General features: G+C 42.5%; 19 protein-coding genes. 16 read left to right on the top strand and 3 right to left on the bottom strand.

The features are described 5' to 3' along the window. Positions 1-24: 24 nt before the first annotated feature. Positions 25-1,371: an ABC transporter substrate-binding protein gene (locus tag BXO88_RS05315; RefSeq protein ID WP_078036710.1), complete on the bottom strand. Its 1,347-nt coding sequence runs from the start codon at positions 1,369-1,371 to the stop codon at positions 25-27. 283 nt (positions 1,372-1,654) lie between these two features. On the opposite strand from BXO88_RS05315, the gene BXO88_RS05320 reads away from it, so the two are divergent. The 7 genes from BXO88_RS05320 (at position 1,655) to cbiT (ending at position 11,470) form a co-directional block, all read left to right on the top strand. Continuing rightward, positions 1,655-2,815 (top strand): zinc ribbon domain-containing protein, encoded by a 1,161-nt coding sequence (locus tag BXO88_RS05320; RefSeq protein ID WP_078036711.1) that lies wholly within the window; start codon positions 1,655-1,657, stop codon positions 2,813-2,815. Further along, a complete protein-coding gene (locus tag BXO88_RS05325; protein WP_078036712.1) occupies positions 2,812-6,399 on the top strand; it encodes a hypothetical protein in 3,588 nt (1,195 codons plus the stop codon). Before BXO88_RS05320 ends, BXO88_RS05325 begins: the two co-directional genes overlap by 4 nt. A 49-nt stretch (positions 6,400-6,448) precedes the next feature. Next, positions 6,449-7,405 (top strand): hypothetical protein, encoded by a 957-nt coding sequence (locus BXO88_RS05330; protein WP_078036713.1) that lies wholly within the window; start codon positions 6,449-6,451, stop codon positions 7,403-7,405. Then, a complete protein-coding gene (locus BXO88_RS05335) occupies positions 7,402-8,235 on the top strand; it encodes a hypothetical protein (RefSeq protein WP_078036714.1) in 834 nt (277 codons plus the stop codon). Before BXO88_RS05330 ends, BXO88_RS05335 begins: the two co-directional genes overlap by 4 nt. A gap of 141 nt (positions 8,236-8,376) precedes the next feature. Beyond that, positions 8,377-9,144, top strand: coding sequence for a precorrin-3B C(17)-methyltransferase (gene cobJ / locus BXO88_RS05340; protein WP_078036715.1), 768 nt, complete (start codon positions 8,377-8,379; stop codon positions 9,142-9,144). Next, positions 9,144-10,022, top strand: coding sequence for a precorrin-6A/cobalt-precorrin-6A reductase (locus BXO88_RS05345; RefSeq protein WP_078036716.1), 879 nt, complete (start codon positions 9,144-9,146; stop codon positions 10,020-10,022). Before cobJ ends, BXO88_RS05345 begins: the two co-directional genes overlap by 1 nt. A gap of 125 nt (positions 10,023-10,147) precedes the next feature. Beyond that, entirely contained in the window at positions 10,148-11,470 is a 1,323-nt protein-coding gene (gene cbiT, locus BXO88_RS05350) for a precorrin-6Y C5,15-methyltransferase (decarboxylating) subunit CbiT (protein ID WP_078036717.1), read from the top strand. A 69-nt stretch (positions 11,471-11,539) separates the two neighbouring features. Here the strand turns inward: cbiT and BXO88_RS05355 are convergent, their stop codons facing one another. Beyond that, positions 11,540-11,776 carry an AbrB/MazE/SpoVT family DNA-binding domain-containing protein gene (locus BXO88_RS05355; RefSeq protein ID WP_078036718.1) on the bottom strand — a complete coding sequence of 79 codons (237 nt, stop codon included), beginning with the start codon at positions 11,774-11,776 and terminating at the stop codon, positions 11,540-11,542. Between the two features lie 183 nt (positions 11,777-11,959). Between BXO88_RS05355 and BXO88_RS05360 the strand changes: the two genes are divergently transcribed. The 9 genes from BXO88_RS05360 (at position 11,960) to BXO88_RS05400 (ending at position 22,256) form a co-directional block, all read left to right on the top strand. After that, on the top strand, positions 11,960-14,725 hold the full coding sequence (locus tag BXO88_RS05360; RefSeq protein WP_078036719.1) for a cobyrinate a,c-diamide synthase: 2,766 nt from the start codon (positions 11,960-11,962) through the stop codon (positions 14,723-14,725). Between the two features lie 172 nt (positions 14,726-14,897). Further along, a complete protein-coding gene (locus BXO88_RS05365; RefSeq protein ID WP_078036720.1) occupies positions 14,898-15,566 on the top strand; it encodes a bifunctional adenosylcobinamide kinase/adenosylcobinamide-phosphate guanylyltransferase in 669 nt (222 codons plus the stop codon). Between the two features lie 16 nt (positions 15,567-15,582). Next, positions 15,583-16,353: an adenosylcobinamide-GDP ribazoletransferase gene (locus BXO88_RS05370; protein ID WP_078036721.1), complete on the top strand. Its 771-nt coding sequence runs from the start codon at positions 15,583-15,585 to the stop codon at positions 16,351-16,353. Between the two features lie 129 nt (positions 16,354-16,482). Then, the gene (locus BXO88_RS05375; protein WP_168171627.1) at positions 16,483-16,896 is read left to right on the top strand and encodes a bifunctional adenosylcobinamide kinase/adenosylcobinamide-phosphate guanylyltransferase; all 414 of its coding nucleotides are present in this window, start codon (positions 16,483-16,485) and stop codon (positions 16,894-16,896) included. Between the two features lie 133 nt (positions 16,897-17,029). Next, positions 17,030-17,656 (top strand): histidine phosphatase family protein, encoded by a 627-nt coding sequence (locus BXO88_RS05380; protein WP_078036723.1) that lies wholly within the window; start codon positions 17,030-17,032, stop codon positions 17,654-17,656. A 61-nt stretch (positions 17,657-17,717) separates the two neighbouring features. Continuing rightward, the gene (gene cbiB, locus BXO88_RS05385; RefSeq protein ID WP_078036724.1) at positions 17,718-18,713 is read left to right on the top strand and encodes an adenosylcobinamide-phosphate synthase CbiB; all 996 of its coding nucleotides are present in this window, start codon (positions 17,718-17,720) and stop codon (positions 18,711-18,713) included. A 25-nt stretch (positions 18,714-18,738) separates the two neighbouring features. Then, entirely contained in the window at positions 18,739-19,989 is a 1,251-nt protein-coding gene (locus BXO88_RS05390) for a pyridoxal phosphate-dependent aminotransferase (RefSeq protein ID WP_078036725.1), read from the top strand. Positions 19,990-20,014: 25 nt separating this feature from the next. Further along, positions 20,015-21,517 carry a cobyric acid synthase gene (locus BXO88_RS05395; protein WP_078036726.1) on the top strand — a complete coding sequence of 501 codons (1,503 nt, stop codon included), beginning with the start codon at positions 20,015-20,017 and terminating at the stop codon, positions 21,515-21,517. A 133-nt stretch (positions 21,518-21,650) separates the two neighbouring features. After that, positions 21,651-22,256 carry a cob(I)yrinic acid a,c-diamide adenosyltransferase gene (locus tag BXO88_RS05400; RefSeq protein ID WP_168171628.1) on the top strand — a complete coding sequence of 202 codons (606 nt, stop codon included), beginning with the start codon at positions 21,651-21,653 and terminating at the stop codon, positions 22,254-22,256. A 69-nt stretch (positions 22,257-22,325) separates the two neighbouring features. On the opposite strand, the gene BXO88_RS05405 is transcribed toward BXO88_RS05400, so the two are convergent. Next, on the bottom strand, positions 22,326-22,526 hold the full coding sequence (locus tag BXO88_RS05405; protein WP_242945159.1) for a resolvase: 201 nt from the start codon (positions 22,524-22,526) through the stop codon (positions 22,326-22,328). Between the last annotated feature and the right edge of the window lie 716 nt (positions 22,527-23,242).

Below are 23,242 nucleotides of genomic sequence, written 5' to 3' on the forward strand. Positions count from 1 at the left end.
TTTAGTGCTTACCGGATATTTTTGTTAGTTTAGCTTCTTCTGTACCTTATCCAGTTCCTTTTTCACATCTTTACCATTGAGAGAATTCTGTTCTGCGGCGATGATGTCCTTTTTAGCCTGTGCCCACTCAGCTTTTTCTGTAGGATAGAACTTACAGTTATCAAGGATATCATGCCATGCTTCAAAGGAAGTGTCGTACTTTGCCATATTCGTTACTCCGGATTTCACAACCGGAAGAAAACCTTCCATTTCAACCCAGGCTGTATAGTTCTCGGGCGCAAAAAAGAATGTCATAAACTGGCCAATGGCTTCATTTCTTGCACTCTGATCGGAGGCTCCGGCATCTTTAAAAGCCATAATTCTGTCCATAACACCGATGGATGATGAGGTCTTACCTTTAGCAGCCGGGATAGCAACAGGAACCATGTTAATGTTTCCGCCCTTTTTTGCTACATATGCTGGAAGCTGATTGGGGCCGATGACCATAGCAAGCTTACCTTCCGCAAACATATCCTGAAGATCATAGCGGGTCTGTGTGGCAGGCTTAGGATTGGTGTAGCCATTTTCCACTAAGCCCAGAGCGAACTCAAGGGCTTCAACATTTTCGGAGGAATTAACCGCCCACTTTCCGTTATCATCAACGAAGCCGCCGCCATTACCCCAGGTATAGTAGGAAAATGCAGCCTGACCTTCATCGCTTGTCATGTCGATGCCCCAGGGATAAATCTTTCCGTTGTAATATTTCTTTATTTCCTTGCAGGCAGCTTCAAGTTCATTCCAGGTGGTCGGATAGTCTATACCCACTTCCTTAAAGATATCAGTATTACAGTAAAGCGCACGGGAGGAAGCAAGATCCGGAAGCGCCCATACTGTACCGTCTATATCAGACTGCTCAAGGAAAGGACTGAAGAAATCATTATAGAGTTTCGTCGGACAATAATCTTTAACCGGAAGGAGAAGTCCATCCTCGGCATATTCACTAAAGGTGTCAATGTTCAGGATATCCGGCGCATTGCCGTTCTTGATTCGTTTGTCTACTTCGTCGTAAACATCATTCCAGGAAACAACACTCAGGTTCAATTTGATGTTTGGGTTTTCTTCTTCAAATTTCTTCACAAAATTTGACCCCTTCATACCGGATCCAAGGAACCAGTCTTTAGTATTTTCTCCGTATTCACATAGGATCACATCCAGCTCTGTAACTGTATCAGTATTCTTCCCGGTATCTTTCGGTAACATTGTATCCATAAACGACTTTTTCATAAAAAGTGGCTCAAAAGATATGAAGCTTTTTTCTGAACTGTAACCTAAGCCGGTAAACATGGTGGATATCATGGATGCAGCAATAATTCCCGCCACAAGTTTTTTCATAATCGTATTCTCCTTTATCTGACATATAAACAATGCACGAAGCTCGTGTCCTATATATCGGCAGAAAAAACCACTTTTAAAACCGTTTAGCGCTTTTAAATCGGAGAAATCTTAGAATTCTTATAGCAACCTTTAAGAATGCCGATAAAAGAAGCAGACAAGTGGTTTTGTGACATTTTTCAATGAGCAGCAAGGTTTTTTTGGTTAGGTGCATGTAATACATGGATACCGGCTGAATCTTAGAGCATCCTTGAATGATGATTTTATAAAGAGGAGAGAACTGATGGCAGGATTTTGCAGAAAATGTGGGAGCCCGCTGGGCAAAGATGCAATGTTTTGCACGAATTGCGGAACTCGGATTGTGTCAATTCAGAAAAAGCAGCCTGTTCAGAAGCAGGAGCAGCAGCCGAAAATGCAATGCAGAAATTGCGGAAATCCTATAAAGGATGGCGCCATGTTTTGCCAGAAGTGCGGCATAAGGGTAATAGAGCAGCAAGCCTTTGAAGCCCGGAAGGAACAAAGGAACTATGAACAAACATCTGCAATTAATAATGGACAGTCACAACAGAGTATTATTCAGAATAAAGCGGTTCAATATGCTAAACAGCAGTTTGTCCAGCCAATGATTCAGCCTGTGTTTTCGGATGCGGCAGACAGTGCAGGAGAGACAACAAAGCAGCTGCCTCAGATTCAGAGTGCCCTCGGCTTTTCAGATGAAGCAAAAGCTGTCCTTGATCCCTTCCCTCAGTTTTTCACAGGGGTTTCCGGTTTTTTCAAGGGGATCATCAGCATATTCAGAGCTCCAAAAGCTCTCACTTTTTCAGCAGTCCTTTCATTTGTCTGGATGATTCTTATAGCTATGAAGCAGTTTGGAATAGGCGGAGTATTTACAGATGCATTATCCTGGATCACTTTCGCGCAGGGAGGTCTGGGTGATGGTATCGGTGGCATCTTGGGCGGGCTCTTTGGAAAAGTGGTCGTAGCTTCAGGATTCTTTGCACTTATGGACGGAGGTAAAGATATAGGTGAAGGCATGAAGAAGTGGTTTTACTGCTTCAATGGCTACCCGAACATCGGAGCTATCCTTACGGGAGCAGGTCTAAGCCTCATTCTCTACAATTTCTTTGTTGCTAATGCCAGCTTCGGAGATACTATGGTCGCAATAACCGGAGTTATCCTTGCGTTTAAGGCTCTTGGTTCACAAAACGGCTTTATCTTTGGGATGGCACGGTCACTTATGGCCAAAAAGCTCGGTAATAGTCGAATTCCCAATGATTCAAAGGTTAATGCCTTTATCTCAGGAATCGGCCTGGGTTCGGCACTTGCCATACCCCTTTCTGTACTGCCTTTCGGATACATTCCATACATTATCGGAAGCCTGATTTTTATGATCGGTATCATCCTTAATTTCACAATGAGGGGGAAGGAGGAACAGACTGTATGAGATTCAGCATTAAGAAAAAGCTTATTTCGAGAGTGGTGTGCTCAATTGCTGCATGTGTCATGCTTGTTTCAGCACTTTCCTTCAATGTATTTGCTTATGCGGATGGATTGTTCAACTATGACAAATATGCAGATGATACAGATAGGTACAAAATAAAAGAGTCACTTGAGAACAGATATATCAGCTATGACTGGAATAATGACAATATAACAGAAGATACAAAGGAGGCAATCCTTAAATATCAGGTTCAGGATATTTCCACAGGAAAATCTTTTGATCCCATGGTACTGAAACAGAAAGTCAGGATTCGTTTCAGGCTCCCCGATGAATACACAAGTTTTTATACTAAAAATCGTCAGTTCAGGATATACAGCTATGAAAAAGGGAGCGAAGCAGATCCACCAAAAGTTAAAGATGAGACGGAAGATGAAAGCTTTAATTATGGTTTCGCTTATTCGTTTTACTATCGTGATCTAAGACTTGATTATGGTACAAAAGCCACAGTAATTGGTACGGAAATCTGTCAGCCCAGTTTCATAACCATTTATTCTGAAAAGGATGACAAAACCCCCTCATTTGAGGAAGCAGTGGAGGAAAAACTGCTTGAACTGGAACAGGAAAAAGCAAAGAAAGAAGAAAGTGATAAGAAAGCTTCATATTACAATTATGTTAATAAAGTAACCCGGGATAATTATGGCGACAGGGTTGTTCTGACTTTATTCAGACGTGTAGAGACACCGGAATATGGTACTAAAACTCCGATGGGAAGGTATAATGCACCTCATGAATTTATAGAGCACTGGCACTATTGGGAGGAATGGGAAATATATGAGATAAAACGCATCAAAGAGATTCCAAACTTATATCTTGTTAATTTGGTTAGACAAAGAATTCAGGAAAACTATGAGATTGGAGAAAATAATCCCGTCAAAGAGGCTGTTGAACTTCATAATCTTGTTAATGAGAGATATGAACATACAAACAATGTGATAATACCGGTTCTCACCAATGTACAGTATGAAATATTACCGGAAGAAATAGAAAGTTTTGAGAAAGAAGAAGGTGTACACATAGTTGTTGATACTGATGCTTCTGACGGTACAGGCGGCAATGAAACCGTAGAATCTGGAAATGATAATGCTAATGTAGAAAAAAGCAAAAAGAGCACTAAGAAAGAAAACAAGAAAGGTAACAGGAAAGAAAAAGTCGGAGAAGGCTTCAATGAGACATCGACCAATATTCCTGCAGCTGTATTTGTGGCTGTAGCCGGAGGCGCAGCTGCAGCGGGAGCCACCGGTGCTTCATCAGGAAAAAAGAAGGGCAGGCGGAAATCTACGTTTAAACTGGCCATTAATAAAAACTTTGGCAATACCATAGGCAGACAGAGAGCACCGGTTTATGTTTATGCCCGTATCATTGAAGTTACACCTGAAGGACATGAGATAACCAGAGCAGATCTTTCTGCAAACATCCAGATATATTCAGGAAGCCAAGGTATAAATGTTGAAGATGCCGGAATGACCGAGGGCTATCGGGCGGCAAGAGTATTTGCACCAAACTCTCAGGAGACAGAATGTATAATCTCATTCAGGTTCAATTATGAAGGAAACAGCTTTACTGAAAATGTACGGTTTCATTTGGCTGGTGATCCTTATATTGAATTTCCCGATAAGGACAGGCTGGCCACTACACATGTTGTTAATGGACTTTTTGGAGATGGAGAGACTTATGAAGTTCCTTTCATAATTAAAGACTTTTTTGAACAACTGGATACATCTGAAATTAAAATCTATGCCAGTGAAAACGATCTGGTTCTTTCTTGCATCAAAGATGCAGAAAAAGGCGGGCAGTTCTTTAAGGCTGTAGTATTAAATCGCAGCGAAAAACATGACACCAAAAGAAGATGTTCGATTATGATCGAGGCTAAAAAAGGCACAGAAAGTGCTACAGGATCATTCTACTTTGAATTGTATCCTGAAGGACTTTCAATAGATGGAAAAAAAGCTGATGGCAGGCTTCAGATAAAATCATATCGTGATGCAAAACAATTTGATGAATCAGTTTTGATTGAACAGACAAACTTTTATCCGATTCTTGCAGTAGCCGAAAAGGGTGCAGTCAGGAGAACTGTCAATGTTGTGGATTTTAGGAAATATCCGCTTGAAATAGGACCAATCCAGGCTGATGCAACATATATGGAAAAATTTATTGAGAAGTATAACTACCATATTGATGACAGGGCACTTTATACAAACACCCAAAGCGTACTATCGTTTTATCCCGAATCAAACATACCGGAAGGCAAACAGCCATATTATGTAAAAATCAGTTTTAGGTGCAGCTATGAGGGAACAGACTATATCCTTGATCAGTCAATCAGGCTTTTGGGCGAACCTCTTAAGCCTATGTCCAAAAAAGAAACTGAAATAATGTATCTTGAGTCATTCATCATAAAATACATGGTGGATGAAGAACGTGATGTAATGCTGGAGCGGGTAAGGGCGAAATATGAAGTATTTTCTGACAGCGAAATCAAAGCGATGCGTCAGGATCTGTGGGTAAAGATGCGTGACCGCATGATGGCTGACGGAGCGAAGCAGAAACTATGGGGTGATATCCTTGACTGGACATACTGTGGGCTTGACTGGTGTAAATGGATAGGTGATATTTGCTTTTCTATACTCGTCAGCACATATGCCGGACCTCTTGCGGATGCCATAATATCTCCTGCAAAAGATATAGTTACAGCATCTTTGGGCGAAACAGCAGATCACTTTATAAGCGGAAGACCCTTTGATTATAAAAATTTACAGGTTTTCTCCAACGTGGAGACCGTGGCTGAAAACATAATCACCAAGGACATGAAGCTGACAAATTTGTCGGGTATAAAGCAGGCAGGATGGCTTTTGGCATCATTTTATGTTTTGAATGTGTTCAAAAATTATGTAACCAGAATCGAACAGGATGGAGTGTGTGACCTATATGGTGCAATTATCGATGGTTTTTCAAATATGACCTCCCTGTTTGCAAAGGCACTTGCCGGGGATATGTTCAAAAAGTTCCTGCAGAGTCAGTCTTTCAAGAGCGCTTTGGGCACAAAGCTTGGAAAATGGATTCAGGAGCAGATAAAGTTTAAATATACTGCTTTAATTGACACTGCGAGAGCAAAGAACGGTTCATATAAATTTGATGGTCTTGAAATCAAAGATTTTCAGGGTGATATTGACTGGATGACTGACTGGAATTTCTACAAATTCACCAAATCAGATCTTTTTGGAAAATGCATGGAAGAAATAGCAGGTGGAGACAGTATTGCAAAAGGAGTATTAACCGTACAGTATGAGGGACCTACTCCTGAGGATCTGGCGAAAAGCGGAGTCCATTATTATCAACTATATAATAAAGAGTTTGAAGTTGAACAGGATGTATGGCTGAAAATTGATTTCCTGCCGCTGTTTAACAATGCAAGAGACACAATGAGTAAACTATATGATACCATTTTTGACTTTTTCTTCGTTATGATAACATTCGACTCTAAACCGAGAGTACTGCCAAAGGATCCACCACTTCAGGATTCTGTCTAACGAAGTAAAGCAAGAGAGTTCCTATAATTTAGAAGCGGAGGATAATGTTGTGGATAAGAAACAAAATCATTTGTTTTCAAAAAAGATGGGTAATATAGTCAGCATAGGGCTGGTGGTGTCAGCATTCATAGTTCTTACGGCTTTTACACCTGTGGAATCAAAGAATGCAGTACTGGCATCAAAGAAGACTTCCAAAGCAAAAAAAGACGATTCGTCTGTATGGGATGTTTTTTTAGGAAAATCGGATGAATCTTCAGAAAAGAACTATGCAGAAGAGAATTCGTTAGAATTTGAGAATCAAAAAAAGACATTTGTTCAACAAGGATATCTAGCTTCTACGGATGATGCTGGTAATATCATTAAAATCAAAGAAGTTAAACCTCTCGATGCAAAGATTACTGTAAAACTTGACGAGATAACTGCCACGAAGCCTGATAAGAAAGGGTATATAGAAGTCACGGTTCCTTATACAATCAGAGTTTATAAGTCTCTTGCTGTATCAAGTGACACGTATTTGGATTTTCGGACAAGATGTTGGTATACCTATCCTGATTTTATGGATTCATATACCGGCAATATGATCTGTAGTTATCATTGGTGGGATTATAAACCCGATGAAGATTACGATCCAGGTATTACAACTGTAGAATGGGGAGACAAGTCTTATATAGTTTATGACATGAAGGGTGACACTAAAGATAATCTTTATGGCACAGAATATAAAGAGACAGGTTGGGAGTCTGATGGATTACATTATGAAAACGAGGATATTCTCTATTTTAAACATATTTTTCGAGTTCCAAAGGATTATGATGGTTTAACAATGGTTATCATGAAAGAATGTACGAAAGAATATGCGGTTGCATCCATTGAAGACACTGAAGATATTATCTATGAAACAAATGGTTACAATGTCTTTGATAAGAAACTATACCATGGTCTTAATCTAACCAAGGATGATTTTTATTTTATAAAAATCAGTGATTATATGGAGGTTGATGAATGATGAGATATTCACAGGTTAAAGCTGCAATTCTTTCAATACTGGTACTGACTGGAGTTACAGGTTTTGGTGTGTCAAAGATGCCTCTTGAATTAGGCAGTAACATTACCTCTCAAAGCGTACAATCTGTCATAACCGAGGGAGTCATGGATAATCCGGTATGCCTTGCGAAGCAGAATTCAAATGTAAAGCAGAGCAAAAATAAGAATACAGGTTATTGGTATGAGTATACGGAATTAGAACTTGAAGCTCCTGGAAGATATAAGTTGAATCCAATAATACAAGACAGCGAAGGAAATATCCTGCGTTCTGTAAAATCATATGCTGATGTGTCTTTTACAACTACCACAAAGGATTGTAAAGACGGGTATATGAAGACGATCATAGAGGCTAAAAATAATTACAAGTATTCATCTTTAGGAGATGATGAATTTGTAATGCTGAAATGGGCCCTGATCGATATGTATTCAGGCAGGTTTTTCGAGGATTTTGCCCCTGATGAAGATTATGTGCTGAAGACATATGTTGGGACTAAATCAAAATCAGATATCCATAAGTTTACTGTAAAAGATGGAAAGGATGAATATGAAATATCCTGGTACAATGAAGCTGAAGGGGAAGATGACGGAAGGACTGAAACATTCTATATCACATATCCCGAAGAGTATAACGGAGTCGGGATATTTATTTCCGGAGCATATGGATCGGCGGAAGATATGTCAAGTATAAGTGAAAGAGCCGAAGAACTTGGTGGATGGTATGAGATGCGTGCGGAAGACTATTTCAACTTTGTTACTACACCGCATATCATCGATTGCCGTAATGATTCTTAAGAATAAGCATAAGGGATATAAAACTGCAGAGGAAAGCTTTATTTCGGATTTTAGGGCTGTAAATCATCATAGGGTGGTTTGCAGTCCCTTTCTTTATACGCTAAAATCATAGGATAAAGGTATCAATACGCGGAGGATGAAATGGGAACAGTATATGCGGTAGGATTCGGACCCGGGGATGAAAAATACGAGACTCTGGAAGCAAGAGAAGTACTTTCAGGAGCTGATGTGATAGTCGGCTATAAAACCTATGTCGATATACTTAAGACTCAGTATCCTGACAAGGAGTTTTTCGTCTCAGGAATGCGTGAGGAAGAGAAAAGATGCGAGTATGCCATGGACCTTGCAGTTTCCGGTAAAAATGTTGCCGTTATCTCATCGGGTGACGCTGCGGTATACGGAATGGCGGGACTTCTTTATGAGCTTTCAGAAAAGGAACGTTACTGCGGAGTTCAGGTCATTACGGTTCCAGGACTGTCTGCGGTGCTTAGCGGAGGTGCGGTTCTGGGAGCTCCGGTAGGACACGATTTCTGTGTCATCAGCCTTTCTGATCTCCTGACTCCCTGGGATGTCATAGAGAAACGCTTGAGGGCCGCCGCCGAGGGAGATTTCGTTATCGTGATTTACAATCCCGTGAGCCATAAGAGACATGAGCAGTTCAAGAGAGCCTGTGAGATTCTCGGTTCCATACTTCCGAAGGAGACGGTTACAGCTTACGTTAGAAATATCGGAAGGGACGGCTGTAGCAGCAGGATCTTCCTTCTGCATCAGTTGGAAGAGCTGGGAAATGCAGGTGAGGTATCGGAAATAGATATGCTCACTACCATTTTTATAGGAAATTCAACCACAAAGGTGATCGAGACCCCGGACGGTCCGAGGATGGTTACACCCAGGGGGTACAGACTTTAATGCATATATTTTTGTTTGGAGGCACCACAGAGGGGCGGAAGATCGCGAATTGTATCGCGGAGATAAATGAAGAAAAGAATATAGCAGGTCTGTTGGATTATCTGGAAGCAGATGTCTTCGTGGCTACGGATTACGGCGCAAGTCTTCTTAAAAAGGAGAAGCATATCAATGTTCATATCGGAAGGCTGGACAGAGATCAGATGGCGAAGCTCTTCGGGAAGGCTGTTCTTGATGCAGAGAACCAGGGGGGAGATGCCGGTGATATACTGGTCATAGATGCTACACATCCTTATGCTAATGTTGTCACCGAGAATATCGCGATGGCCTGTGAAGCTGTCGGTGTCGGATGTATAAGAGTGCACCGACCATACGGAAGGCTTTCCAGTATTGAGATGATGGAGAGAGGCAGCAGCGATTTTGTTTATTTTGATTCTGTGAAGGAAGCTGCCGGCTGGCTGAAAACCGTGTACAGCAGTGAAATAAAAAAGAATATCCTGATCACTACCGGTTCAAAAGAGATTCAGGAATACACTGTGATACCGGATTTTTCCGAATACTGCTATGTGAGAGCACTGCCCACAGAGGAGGTTCTGAAGAAATGTTCCGAGCTTGGATTTAGGAGAGACAGACTGATACTTATGCAGGGACCCTTCGGTGTGGACATGAATCTTGCGCAGTTACGATATGCGGATGCAGGCTTTCTGGTAACGAAGGACTCAGGTGAGATCGGAGGATTTCCTGAAAAATGTGATGCCGCTATAGAACTTGGAGTGAGAGTTCTGGTCATAGGTCGTCCGACTCACGCCATGGTTCCAAATGAAGACTGGTATCAGGTCATAGGACTTCAGGAAGTGATTGATTTTCTGGAGATGCTGTAAATGATAGTAAAAGAGATTAAGAAAATGGTAGAAGTAAATACTGTTTTTATTAAAATATCTTTTGATATTCCATGATTAAATAAAATATATTTTTGTTTGTGACGATACAAGTGTAAGGAGGCAGAATGAGAATAGTAAATCTTATTGGAGTAGGACCTGGAAGTCCTGAAATGATGACAACTCAGGCAATAGAGGCTATAAGAAATTCGGATGTGCTTATGGGTGCCAGCCGTGCTTTAAAAACTGCCGGTGATGCTGCGTCCGGAACAACGATCGAGACCTATGAGGCAGTGAAGACTGAGGAAATGCTTGATTATATCCTGAACCATCCTGAAAAGAGGGTTATCTCTGCGGTCTTTACAGGAGATACCAGTGTATACAGTGGTGCCATTCCGCTTAGAAAAGCCCTGTTAAAGGCTTCAGGCTCTGATGGAAATGATGACTCCGAGGATGAGGACAGATCTGAAAGCATCGATATAAGGAACTATGCCGGAGTTTCCAGCATTCAGTATTTCCTCAGCAAGCGGTCCATAAGTATGGCGGATGTCAAGCTGGTAAGTCTTCACGGACGACACAAGGACATGATTCCTCTTATCCGCGAGAACAAATTTGTATGTGCTCTTTTGGGCAGTGAGGACACGGTTTCCAATATTTCAGAGGAGCTCATTCAGTTCGGATTAAGCTCTGTGAAGATCATAGTAGGTGAGAGACTGAGCTATCCTGACGAGTCCTTTACTGTAGGAAAGACCAGAGAGATGAGAGGCAAGATGTTCGACCGTCTCGCCATCGCCCTTTTTGAAAATGACGATGCCATAACCCCGATCCGTTCATATGGTATCGGTGATGAGCATTTTGAAAGAACAGGCGGAGTTCCCATTACAAAGAGAGATGTGAGAGCCCTCAGTCTTTGCCGTCTGGCTATTCGTGATAACAGCATCATTTACGATATCGGATCAGGAAGCGGCAGTATGGCAGTGGAGGCAGGTCTCGCCAGTCCTGAAGGCAAGGTCATAGCAGTTGAGATAAATCAGGATGCCATCGACACCATCGAAAGAAATCGATATCAGTTCAAGGTTGACAATATCCGAATTGTCCGGGGCAAGGCACCGGAATGTTTTTCTGAGATGGAGATGCAGAAGCCCGGAGAGAGGAAGAATGTCGCAAATGATGGTCCGCTGCCTATTCCTGACTGCGTATTCATCGGAGGCAGCAAGGGCAATCTCCAGAAGATAGTTGACTGGGCTGTCAATTCTAACCCTGATGTAGTCATTGTCATAAACACGGTGACTCTTGAGTCAGTGGCTGAGGTTCTGGAGATCGAGAAGAGACTTACGGACTATAACTTTGAAATGGTTGAGATTCAGGCAACAGGTCTCGAAAGACGAGGCAGCTACCACATGCACCATGCTGAGAATCCTATAACAATCACCAGAATTTCAAGAAGATAAAAAGAGAGCAAGCCATAAAGGCTTGCTCTCAGTTATACTCAAAGATACCCTGTATGGCATCTGATATGTTCATGATTTGGTGACAGGTTCTCCCCAATCAAAGTCTGAGATGGAAATATGGCCATCATATTCGGCCAGTCGTTCTTCGAAGGATTTGTGTGCAAAGGATTTTTTCAGGACTATGGTGTCATTTTCCGCAGCTATATCCAGAGTGTCAGATATAGTTAATCCCAGTTTATCCAGGATACTTTTGGGGATTCTTATACCTTGACTGTTTCCCCAGGATCTTATTGTGACCTGTGCCATGGATGTTTCCTCCTTTGTATAACATGTATATACTTGTTATACCATTGCTTGAAATTAACCGCAATATAAAGAATCCGATTAGAACGGAAATAGAATCAAAATAAATAATGTGAACATACTTAGCTCATTCCACCATCTAAAGGATAGTGGTGTTCCGCCTACTAAACCGAAAGGATTTTATTAATGAAACATAGCATAGTTATAGCAGCAGACAAAAGCGGATCAGGAAAGACCACACTGACATGTGGTCTTATTCATGTGCTCAAAAAAAGGGGACTGAAGGTACAGAGCTTTAAGTGTGGTCCCGACTATATCGATCCTATGTTCCATAGAAAGGTTCTGGGGGTGAGCTCTGCAAATCTCGACAGTTTTTTTGTTGAGCCGGAGCTTTTGAGACAATTATATGAGGAGAGAGCCGGGAGTGCTGATATTTCAGTCATTGAAGGTGTTATGGGGTACTATGACGGGCTCGGGGGAGTGTCAACCAAAGGCTCAACATGGGAGGTTGCCGGAATCATCGGAAGCCCGACAGTTCTCGTCATGGACTGTAAGGGGGGAAGTGTTTCGATTGCCGCTCTTATGAGAGGAATGCTGGATTTTTCGAAGCATCGAGGGGGGTCAGGGATTCGGGGAGTCATCCTGAACAGAGTTTCCCCTATGTTCTATGAAAGACTTAAGGGGCTTATCGAGGATGCATGCCCTGAGGTAAAGGTCCTTGGGTATCTTCCTGAGATCAAAGAATACAATGTTCCCTCCAGACATCTGGGGCTCATTTCTCCGGAGGAAATGGACGGGTTCTATTCATGGATTGAGGCTTTAGGGGAGACGATAGAGAAGAACATAGATATAGACGGGATAATTGAGTTGGCTTCATCAGATAATTGGATGGATTCGGAGAAAAATTCAATCGATTCAACCGGAATGCCGGAATCGGATAAATCATCCGACCATAAAGATAATTTGATTTCAGATTCAATTAGTTCCCTGGTCTTGGAGAATGCTGATTTAAAGAATGAAGCAGTACAAAATTGTTGCGGTGAAAATATTCCTTTGAGGGATTTTTCAAAATTCAAGTTATCAAATACTGTCAGACTTGGAATTGCTGAAGACGAAGCCTTCAGTTTCTACTATCAGGAAAATAAAGATATTCTTGAGAAAATGGGAGGGGAACTTGTCAGCTTCAGCCCCCTTCATGACGAGAGGCTTCCTGAAGATCTGGACGGGCTCATCATCGGAGGCGGTTATCCTGAGTTATATGCAGAGGCACTTTCTGCCAATGTTTACATGCGGAATTCTATCGCTCAGGCTGTAAATAAAGGTTTATCGCTGATTGCTGAGTGCGGCGGATATATGTATCTGAATAAGTCGATATGTACTGATGACACAAATGGATACAGCAGAGAAGGAAACGTCAGTATGAATCCGGATGAGGAATGCTGTGAAATGTGCGGTGTTTTTTCCGGGGAACTCAGAAAGCAGGACAGGCTGGTGCGTTTCGGATATATAGAGGCTGAGACAAAGACAGCCGGACTTTTCGGGCCTGCAGGAACGGTCCTGAGAGGTCACGAGTTCCATAGATTCGATTGTGCTGACAACGGAGCGGGCTTCAGCATTAGAAAACCTTCGGCAGGAACGGGAAAGGCGAAGACTGCAGGGAAGATATATGACGGGATATTCTACGACAGAAGCAAGTCTGCAGGATGGCCCCATTTTTATTATTACAGTAATCCTGAGGCGATATTTAATTTTATGAAAAACTGTGAGAGATTTAAGATAGAAAGGGCGGCGCAGCAGAAATGGGACAGCATAGGAAAGCCCATTGACAGTCTCGGTGTTCTCGAAAAGCATGTGATAAAGCTTTGCGGGATTCAGAGGACCCTGGAACCTTCTGTAGAAAAGAGGGCGCTGGTGGTGCTCTGCGCTGATCACGGCTGTGTGAAGGAGGGAGTTACCCAGACTGACAGTTCGGTCACTAGAAAGGTCGCAGACAGCTTTGTAAAAGGCGCGACCACCACAAGCATCTTTGCGAAAGGCAATGATGTAGATGTCTATACCGTTGATGTGGGGATGATCGGACCGAGATACAGTGATTCGGAAAATTTTCACTTCTGCAACGCTAAACTTAGCAGAAGTGCTGACGGAAAAACAGCAGATTCTGATGTGAAAAATTCTCCTGACCAGAAAAATTCACTCAACTTTCAGAAACTTCGTCAGGATGTGGTCAATGACAGAAGGCTCATGGATGGCAGCGGAAATATCGCTGTGGAAGCAGCCATGGACGAAGAGACCGGAAGGAAGGCACTTCAGCTCGGGCGGGATATAGTCAGTGAACTGAAGGAGGAAGGTTACGATATCATCGCTACAGGTGAAATGGGTATCGGGAACACTACACCTACCGCAGCACTTTTGGCTTATTTTATGGGGGCAAGTGCTGAGGAGGCAGTAGGATACGGAGCCGGGCTTAGCGAGGAAGGTCTCAGGAGAAAGCAGGATGTAGTGAGACGGGCTCTTGAAAGGCTTGAAAAGTTATCATTAAGTGAGGAAGCGAAAGAATACAGGGTTTTCAGCAGAGATACTGCGGAGAAAGCATTGTTCCAGATCGGTGGACCGGAGATCGCGGTCATGGCAGGAATGTTCCTCGGAGCAGTGGAGCATGAAGTACCGATAATTATCGATGGGATAATTTCAACCGCAGCAGCCTTAAGTGCATTTATGATGGATGAGAGAGTCAGTGATTATGCATTTGCATCCCACATTTCCAAGGAAAAGCTGGCAGGACAGGCTCTTGAAAGGATGGATCTCAGAGCCATCATCGATGCGGAGATGTCTCTGGGAGAAGGTTCCGGGGCTGTGCTTCTGATACCGCTACTTTCAGCAGCGGTTGATGCATTTAACAAGATGGGGACCTTTAAAGATATAGATGTAAAGGCATATCACAGGTTCAAGTAGGATTTTACATTTCTCAGGAAATACGATATCCGTACATGTGGTTTTTTGCTCATGCAGATGGAGTAGGAAAAAGGCATCCTGCTCGATTCCTAGTTGTCTGTCACCTTATTTTTATACAGTCATTGATGAGTCCGGTGGTAAATTAATCACAGGTTTTGGAGTATAAATCGATATGTATTATCTAATTACCGGTGGGGCCGGTTCAGGAAAATCTGAATATGCGGAAGCTCTTGCGGTGGCCCTGGCAGGGAATGAAGATGCTGAGACTCAAAAGCTTTTGACAGAGGTAGAAAACTCCGGAGTTATAGAGCCAACAGTGGAAGATAATCCCGGTAGGGAGAGACCGTTTAAGGGTGAGAAGAAACGTGGAGAACTGTACTACATTGCCACCATGTTTCCTTATGAAGATTTGGAAACGAAAAAACGCATCGAACGGCATCGATTATTGCGGGCAGGAAAGGGATTTGTTACCATAGAAAGACCTTTGGATATAGGCCGTGTTACGGGAGAAATCATAGAAAAAGCAGGTGGTGACTGTTTCCATGAAGAAAACCGCCTGTCTGATGCTGTGGTGCTTCTTGAGGATCTTACCAATCTTTATGCCAACGAGTGTTATGAGACTGACGGACATATCCATGAGATAGCAGCTCCTTTGAGAGAGCTTTCCGCCAATGTCAAAGACCTTATTGTAGTGGCCAATGAGCTTTACAGTGATGGGCGTGAGTATCCGGAGGAGACAGAGAAGTTCCTTAGAAATCTGGGAGAACTGAACCGTGAGATGGCCGGTGACGCGGATAGGGTCATTGAGGTCGTTGCCGGACTTCCGGTAAATATAAAGTGATTTTTGCGGAGGAAAAATGATAGATTCCCTGATCATAGCTTTTTCAACATATTCAAAAATACCGATGCCGAAGGCCGACTGGAATGAAAAGAGCATGAAATATGCCATGTGTTTCTTTCCGGTGGTGGGGCTTGTGATAGCAGGTCTGGAATTTCTGGTCTGGCATTTTATCGGGAGATTTCAGACATATAACATATTTACGGCATTTTTAATGCTTATGATACCCATCGCAGTGACTGGAGGCATACATCTTGATGGACTTTTCGATACGGAAGATGCCCTTCACAGTTATGGTGATAAAGAGAAAAAGCTTGCTATTTTAAAGGATCCTCATGTGGGAGCGTTTGCTGTGATTTATGGTGTGATGTATATGTTGGGAGCATTTGCATTATGCACAGCAGTGAATGGGAAATGTGTTCTTTCGATGTGCTTCGGATTTCTTATATCCAGAGAGCTGAGCGGACTAAGTGTTGTGTGCTTTAAAAAGGCGAAGAAAGACGGGATGGTCAGCACCATTGCGGAGAATTCAGACAGAATCGTTAAGCTGGTGCTGGTAGTTTATCTGATTTTTACAGTTGCCGATCTGTTTATGTTTTTTTCTATACTTGGAAGGTCTTTGCTTTATCCTGCGGCAACAACTTTTGCGGCGGTAGTTTCATTTCTCTGGTACAGATACAGAATAGTTCCTGAATTTGGAGGAACCACAGGAGATCTTTGCGGTTATTTTCTTTGTAACTGTGAGTTTTTGATGCTGTTGTTCAATGTTTTAGTATCGTGGCTGTTTTAGCATAGGATTTAAGAGGTAGCCATATAAAAACACAATATCTTTAATGTGCAATATAACAAAGAATGGTAATATCCGGGTCAACTACCATCGTATGTTAATTCAAGGACTTGCATGAGTCAGGGAGGAAAAATGATACTGGTTTTAGGTGGTATGTGTCAGGGAAAACACAGCTTTTGCAAAAAAGAATTTCCTACAGCAGTATTAATCGATGATTTTGAATATAAAATCCGGGAGCAGCTGAAGCAGGGAAAGGATCCTGTTAAAGAAGCCGAGAGATGGCTTGAAGATAATACAGGTTCATTTACTGACATCACCGGAGTATCAAGTGACAAAGCAGATCGTATAAAGGATATGGGGTCTGATTCAGTGGCGGAAAAGCCGGAACTTGTGATAATAATGAGAGAGGTGGGCTCAGGAGTTGTTCCCATGGACAGAGAGGAACGGGAGTGGCGCGAGGCTGTAGGACGTGTGAGCTGTCTTTTTGCTGAAAGAGCTGCCAGAGTCTACAGACTGCTGGCAGGGATACCACAAAGGCTGAAGTAGCCTGATTCTTTGGTGGTGTAACAGGATAGTATGATTTCTGCATAAAAGCCAAATGATTGAGTGGGTTGTCATCATTATAAGGACATATTGATATATTTTAATTTGATGAAAAAATGATACATCGGTGGGATTGATGAAATTATTGCTTATACGACATGGAATGACAAAAGGAAATTTGGAGCATCGTTATGTTGGTTCGACTGATGAGGGGCTGCTTCCGGAGGAAAAAGACAGGCTCAGGGAAATGAGACTTCCGGGTGGGTTAAAGATTGAAAAAGTATTCATTAGCCCTATGCTGAGATGCAGAGATACTTTGGAATGTCTGTTTCCGGAGGTTGTTTCAGACAATGAAGAGATTGTAGTTCGGGATTTTCGGGAGATGGAGTTCGGTGATTTCGAGTACATGAATTATAAAGAAATAAATGAGGATTCGGATCCTGAACATAAAGCGGCATACCAGAGATATATAGATTCTATGGGAGAATCACCCTTCCCTGGAGGTGAAAGCAAAAGTGAATTCACGGAACGGGTGGTTTCCGCTTTTGAGAAGGAAGTGATTGCTGTAATAAGGAATTCATCAAAGTCTGCCTTTGCGCTGGTGGTTCATGGCGGAACCATCATGGCGCTCATGGATAAATATTCAGAGCCTCATAAGGATTACTTTGACTGGGGCCTGAAGCCGGGACAGGGCTATGAGGCTGAGATAAGCTTGGATTCTGAAGGAGAGATCAGGTTCAAAAAAGTAAAAATGTGGAGTTGATACCAGCCGTACCAGATAAAATAATTTGATTTCATAATAGGACTAAGAAGAAGGACATCATATGTACGAGAGAATAATGATACTCATAATGGCACTTATACTGGATCTTGTTTTCGGGGATCCGCACAACTGGTTCCATCCGGTGATGGCTATGGGTCGTGCCATCGAGTGGCTGGAAAAAGCATTGAGAAAAATATTCAAAATTTCCGATGAACCTGAAGAGGACAAGACAAAAAAACGTATCGCCGGGGGCATACTGGTGCTTATCATGCTGGTTGTTTTCACGGTGATACCTCTTGTGATACTGAATATAAGTAAAATGTTCGGTGAGACCATATCTTGGGCCATCAGTGCTTTTCTTGCCTACCAGATGATTGCGATGAAGCAGCTTAAAAAGGAATCCATGAAGGTATATGATGCACTGAAAAAGCGGGACATCAAGGGAGCAAGGGAAGCCGTTTCCATGATAGTCGGAAGAGATACCAAGAGGCTGAATGAGTCAGGAATAGTGAAGGCAACAGTTGAGACGGTTGCGGAAAATGCTTCCGACGGTGTTGTGGCACCCCTCCTTTTCATGATGGTTTTCGGAGTCGCAGGTGGCTGGTTTTACAAGGCAGTCAATACCATGGACTCAATGATAGGATATAAAAACGATAAATATCGATATTTTGGAACCTGCGCGGCGAGACTTGATGACGTACTTAATTTTATTCCGGCAAGAGTAACGGCGCTTTTCATGGTGATTGCAGCTTTATTCCTTAATCTTAACTGGAAGAACGCATTTAAGATCTGGATGAGAGATGCAAAGAAGTCCACAAGTCCAAACTCCGGACAGACTGAGGCAGTAATGGCGGGTGCCCTGGGAGTCACACTTTTAGGAGATGCATGGTATTTCGGAAAGCTTGTAAAGAAGCCGGAGATAGGTGATAAGCTTCGCGAGGTGGTGCCTGAAGACATTGAGACCGCCAACAGAGTGATGTATCTTTCGGTTTTCATGATATACATAGTGGGTATAATTGTTATGAGAGCTGTGATGTACAGGTTTGGATGGGTGTGAGATCATAGAATACAGGAGATAAACATTGGAATATCATCACGGTGGAGACATTTACGAAAAAAATATAAGACTGGATTTCTCGATAAACATTAATCCACTGGGGATGCCGTATGGGGCGAGAGACGCGGCTATAAAAGGTGTTGAATTAAGTACTTTTTATCCCGACTGGAATCAGAGAGAACTGAGAAAAGCTGTATCGGAGCATATCGGTATTAAAGGAGAGAATCTGCTTTTCGGTAACGGTGCGGCGGATCTCATATATCGGCTAATGCAGGTGATAAGACCTGAAAAGGTTATGGTTCCGGCACCTTCTTTTTCAGAGTACGGAAAAGCGGCGATAATGAGTGGTTCAGAGGTTCAGGAGTTCTTTCTTTACGAGAGGGACTCCTTCAGTTTTAATGATGAAACACTGGAGAAGTTCATTGATCAGATAGAAAATATGGCAGCAGGGTCTGCCGTTTTTTTATGTAATCCCAATAATCCCGACGGGGGAATGATTCCAAAGGCAATGCTTCTTCGTATTTATGAGGTTTGCGAGAAGAACTCAATCTGGCTGATAGTGGATGAATGTTTCCTGCCGTTCAGTTCCCGTGAAGAAGAGTATTCCATGGTTCCGGAGATCAGAAAAAGATTGAAGAAAAAGGATTTAACGGAACGTAATAGGAATACTACAAAATCGTTCTCCAATACGGCTGAATGTAGTATGGGGTCTGAATTAAGATCCCAAAGCAGAATAGTTTATAATGAAAAAAGTAGAGCTAAATATAGCGGATTTGATGCAGAGAATGACATTTGGAGGAATCTCATCGTCCTCCAGGCATTTACGAAGATATATGGTATGCCGGGTCTGAGGCTTGGATATCTCGTTACTGAGAATCTGGATCTGATCAGAAGCTTAAAAGAAACCATGACACCATGGGAGATAAATATACCGGCACAGATGGCGGGAGTGGCAGCAATTTCTGATGGTGATTATCTCGTGGAAACGAGACAAATAATAAAAGTAGAACGTAAATATCTGATTGATGAAATCCTAAGAAACGGACTTGCTGAAAAGGTATACAATATTGAATCAGAGGCGAATTTCATTCTTTTCAGAGTGTCTAAGGATGTTCTTGATCTTAAAGAAAAACTGATAGAAAAAGGAATACTTATAAGAAGCTGCAGGGATTTTTCAGGACTTGATGGAAGATTCTTCAGAATCTGTGTCCGCAGGCATGAGGAAAATGTTCAGCTGTTAGAAAACTGGAAAGCACTATTGTACTATAATAAATAGGAATTTCAAATAAAAGGAGAACCTCATGGAGAAGAAAAGAGCAAAAGCCATCATGATACAGGGGACCATGTCCAATGCAGGAAAGAGTCTCATTGCAGCAGGACTTTGCCGTATTTTCCATCAGGACGGATACAGAGTGGCTCCGTTTAAATCACAGAATATGGCGCTGAACAGCTTCATAACAGAAGAAGGGCTTGAAATGGGTCGCGCTCAGGTGGTTCAGGCGGAGGCTGCAGGCATTAAGCCATCGGTCCTCATGAATCCGATACTTTTGAAGCCCACCACGGACGTCGGTTCTCAGGTGATCATCAACGGGAAAGTCAGCAGCAACATGACTGCGAGGGAGTATTACAAACATAAGAAACAGCTGATCCCTGTGGTTCGTGAGGCATATGAGAAGCTTTCAGCGGACTACGATATCATCGTGATCGAGGGAGCGGGGAGTCCCGCGGAGGTAAATCTAAGGGACGATGACATTGTCAACATGGGTATGGCAGAGCTTACGGATGCACCGGTGCTGCTGGTTGGTGATATAGACAGGGGCGGAGTTTTTGCACAGCTCTATGGAACCATTGAGCTGCTGGAGGATCATGAAAAGGCACGGATAAAGGGGCTCATCATAAACAAGTTCAGAGGTGACAAGACCATACTTGATCCGGGGCTGGATATCCTTAGGGACAGAACAGGGAAGGAAATTCTCGGAGTTGTGCCATATATGGATGTGGTGATAGACGATGAGGATTCTCTTTCGGAGCAGCTGAATGTGAGAAGATATAAAGGAAGTGAATCCTTCGTGCCGCTTCTCGATATTGCGGTTATCCGTCTTCCGAGGATCAGCAATTTTACAGATTTTACGGCACTTTCTACAGAGTCCGGAGTGTCACTTCGATATGTTACGAAGGTGAGGGAGCTGGGAGAGCCCGACCTTATCATCCTTCCGGGAACAAAAAGCACCATCAAAGATATGGAGTGGCTCAGGGCTACAGGGCTTGAAGCGAAAATAAGGCAGAAGCATCATGCCGGAACTATGATAATGGGAATCTGCGGAGGTTATCAGATGCTGGGTGAAAGCATCGTGGACGAGTTCGGAGCAGAGACAGCTTCCGGGACAACTACCCGGGGTCTTGGCTTTTTACCTCTGGTGACAGAATTTTCGGAGGAGAAAACGAGAACCAGAGTGACTACGGAGCTTTCAGGACTCTCAGGTGAATTTTCGAAGCTTAACGGGCAGACTGTCACAGGCTACGAGATACACATGGGAAGGACTCATGCCGTATGTTCGGAGGATTCGGCTAATGTTTCTGCCGGAAATGTCTTCGGAACTTACATTCACGGCTTCTTCGACAGTGATGAACTGAGGGAAGCATTTCTCCGGATTTTATTCGAGAAGAAGGGGATAAACCGCGATAATATAACAGAAATACGGTATGAGGATTTCAAAGAGGAGCAGTATGATAAGCTGGCTTCAGTGCTGAGAGAGTCTTTGGATATGAATAAAGTGTATCGGATTATGGGGCTGGAAAAATAAGAGTCTGCATGTGGCATCAGATAATATGAAAATATCGGAAACCAAAAAGGGAAAGGCTTTAATTTCAAACTTATCTGTTGGGGAATATACAAAATCAAGTGAACTCGATTCGTACACGTCCATGGGGGTAAAAATGATTCATATATATCAGGGAAACGGAAAAGGGAAGACCACGGCTGCTGTAGGTGCTGCCGTAAGGGCCGCCGGGCATAATGTGCCGGTGGTCTTTTGTCAGTTCCTGAAGGACGGCATGTCCGGTGAAATCAGTATTCTGGAAAAGATTCCCGGAGTGCTGGTGCTTTTTCCCGAGCATTTTTTTGGATGGACAGGAAAGATGTCTCAAGAGGAGCTGAAAATCACCAGAAAAGATTGTGATGCCATGTTCGTAAAGGCAATTAAAACCATGAAGATAAGTCTGAAAAATCAGGTGAAAAAGCAGATAGCTTCCGAGGAAAGACAGAGGAAGGCCGGAGTCATCATGCAATCGGAGCCCTTTAAACCGGATATAGAGGCCATGTTTATATTTGATGAGATACTGGATGCGGTGAACAAAGAGCTTTTGGATCATGACCTTCTGACCCATTTTCTACTGCGGATTCCGGAAAACGTGGAGGTCATACTGACAGGCAGGAATCCCGACATTACCATCCTGTCCATGGCGGATTATGTCACCAATATGGTTAAGGATAAACACCCCTATGATGACGGTATCAAGGCGAGAGTCGGGGTAGAACTATGAGAATCCGATAATAGTGCCACCTTTCCTAATAAATCCATAATGATTATCCTAAAATTGTATCTTATAGCGTTATTTCTGATTCTTGATATATTCTTCCAGTTCTTTAGTGAAATCTTCTTCAGATTCACCGGCTCTTCTGGCAGCATCTGCTACATCAATTACTTTATCAACAACCAAAGAAAACAGTAAGGATTTTGTTCCTTCAAGTCTGCCTTCCTCACGGCCCTTTCTCAGCCATCTGTCTTCCTGAAGTTCAATTACATGACTCATAAGTCCTGCCATCCTTTCCTTTAAATCTTTATTCAGCCTGCTTGCTATATGATTAAGTATCAAATTCGATAACTCTGCGAGTCTTCTTGTATTATCTTCTGAAATAAATCCGTCCTCACAGGCCTTGATTAACCGATTAACGAATTCACGTAGTTCTGAATATATCTTAACATATCTGGAAGTATCTCAATCACAGAACGTGTTAAGAATTATGAATCTGAATCTTTTGAATGATTCCGAAGTGAATTATATCAAAATTCATTCGGGTTTCATATGGTCTAAATTCCGACTATATACAATGCGGGACTATCTATGATGCACAGGTGACCGTAGCTCAGTGTTAGATTGATTTAAAAAGTCAAACCACACAGTCTTAGATCGTAGAATACTCGAGACAGAACGAAATAATTTTATTCTAAGCATGAGCTAGCTGAGGAAACTCAGCAAGTATGATATGAAACCGGTATTGTATTTATAAAAGAACAATCTTGCCCAAAGATGGTTATCATCCAATATGTCAACACATTTTTGCCCCTATAACAAAAAAACAAATGTAATTACGTGCATTAGCAGGATTCCAATTTGAGTAGGACGGCATAACTCTTTCCGTTGAATACTTAAAAAATGGTGAATTATTCACTGAAGAAATGACTAAACTTTTCAGAACAGCTGGTTGTGGAGATAATATTGCAAAAAAGTTATCTGAGGGACTTATT

The organism is Oribacterium sp. C9 (assembly GCF_002007235.1).
Lineage (GTDB): Bacteria > Bacillota > Clostridia > Lachnospirales > Lachnospiraceae > Oribacterium.

Bases quoted from the DNA above. Each gene is read 5' to 3' on its own strand.
- BXO88_RS05315 (WP_078036710.1), bottom strand. From the start codon at position 1,371: ATGAAAAAACTTGTGGCGGGAATTATTGCTGCATCCATGATATCCACC.
- BXO88_RS05320 (WP_078036711.1), top strand. From the start codon at position 1,655: ATGGCAGGATTTTGCAGAAAATGTGGGAGCCCGCTGGGCAAAGATGCA.
- BXO88_RS05325 (WP_078036712.1), top strand. From the start codon at position 2,812: ATGAGATTCAGCATTAAGAAAAAGCTTATTTCGAGAGTGGTGTGCTCA.
- BXO88_RS05335 (WP_078036714.1), top strand. From the start codon at position 7,402: ATGATGAGATATTCACAGGTTAAAGCTGCAATTCTTTCAATACTGGTA.
- cobJ (WP_078036715.1), top strand. From the start codon at position 8,377: ATGGGAACAGTATATGCGGTAGGATTCGGACCCGGGGATGAAAAATAC.
- BXO88_RS05345 (WP_078036716.1), top strand. From the start codon at position 9,144: ATGCATATATTTTTGTTTGGAGGCACCACAGAGGGGCGGAAGATCGCG.
- cbiT (WP_078036717.1), top strand. From the start codon at position 10,148: ATGAGAATAGTAAATCTTATTGGAGTAGGACCTGGAAGTCCTGAAATG.
- BXO88_RS05355 (WP_078036718.1), bottom strand. From the start codon at position 11,776: ATGGCACAGGTCACAATAAGATCCTGGGGAAACAGTCAAGGTATAAGA.
- BXO88_RS05360 (WP_078036719.1), top strand. From the start codon at position 11,960: ATGAAACATAGCATAGTTATAGCAGCAGACAAAAGCGGATCAGGAAAG.
- BXO88_RS05365 (WP_078036720.1), top strand. From the start codon at position 14,898: ATGTATTATCTAATTACCGGTGGGGCCGGTTCAGGAAAATCTGAATAT.
- BXO88_RS05370 (WP_078036721.1), top strand. From the start codon at position 15,583: ATGATAGATTCCCTGATCATAGCTTTTTCAACATATTCAAAAATACCG.
- BXO88_RS05375 (WP_168171627.1), top strand. From the start codon at position 16,483: ATGATACTGGTTTTAGGTGGTATGTGTCAGGGAAAACACAGCTTTTGC.
- BXO88_RS05380 (WP_078036723.1), top strand. From the start codon at position 17,030: ATGAAATTATTGCTTATACGACATGGAATGACAAAAGGAAATTTGGAG.
- cbiB (WP_078036724.1), top strand. From the start codon at position 17,718: ATGTACGAGAGAATAATGATACTCATAATGGCACTTATACTGGATCTT.
- BXO88_RS05395 (WP_078036726.1), top strand. From the start codon at position 20,015: ATGGAGAAGAAAAGAGCAAAAGCCATCATGATACAGGGGACCATGTCC.
- BXO88_RS05400 (WP_168171628.1), top strand. From the start codon at position 21,651: ATGATTCATATATATCAGGGAAACGGAAAAGGGAAGACCACGGCTGCT.
- BXO88_RS05405 (WP_242945159.1), bottom strand. From the start codon at position 22,526: ATGAGTCATGTAATTGAACTTCAGGAAGACAGATGGCTGAGAAAGGGC.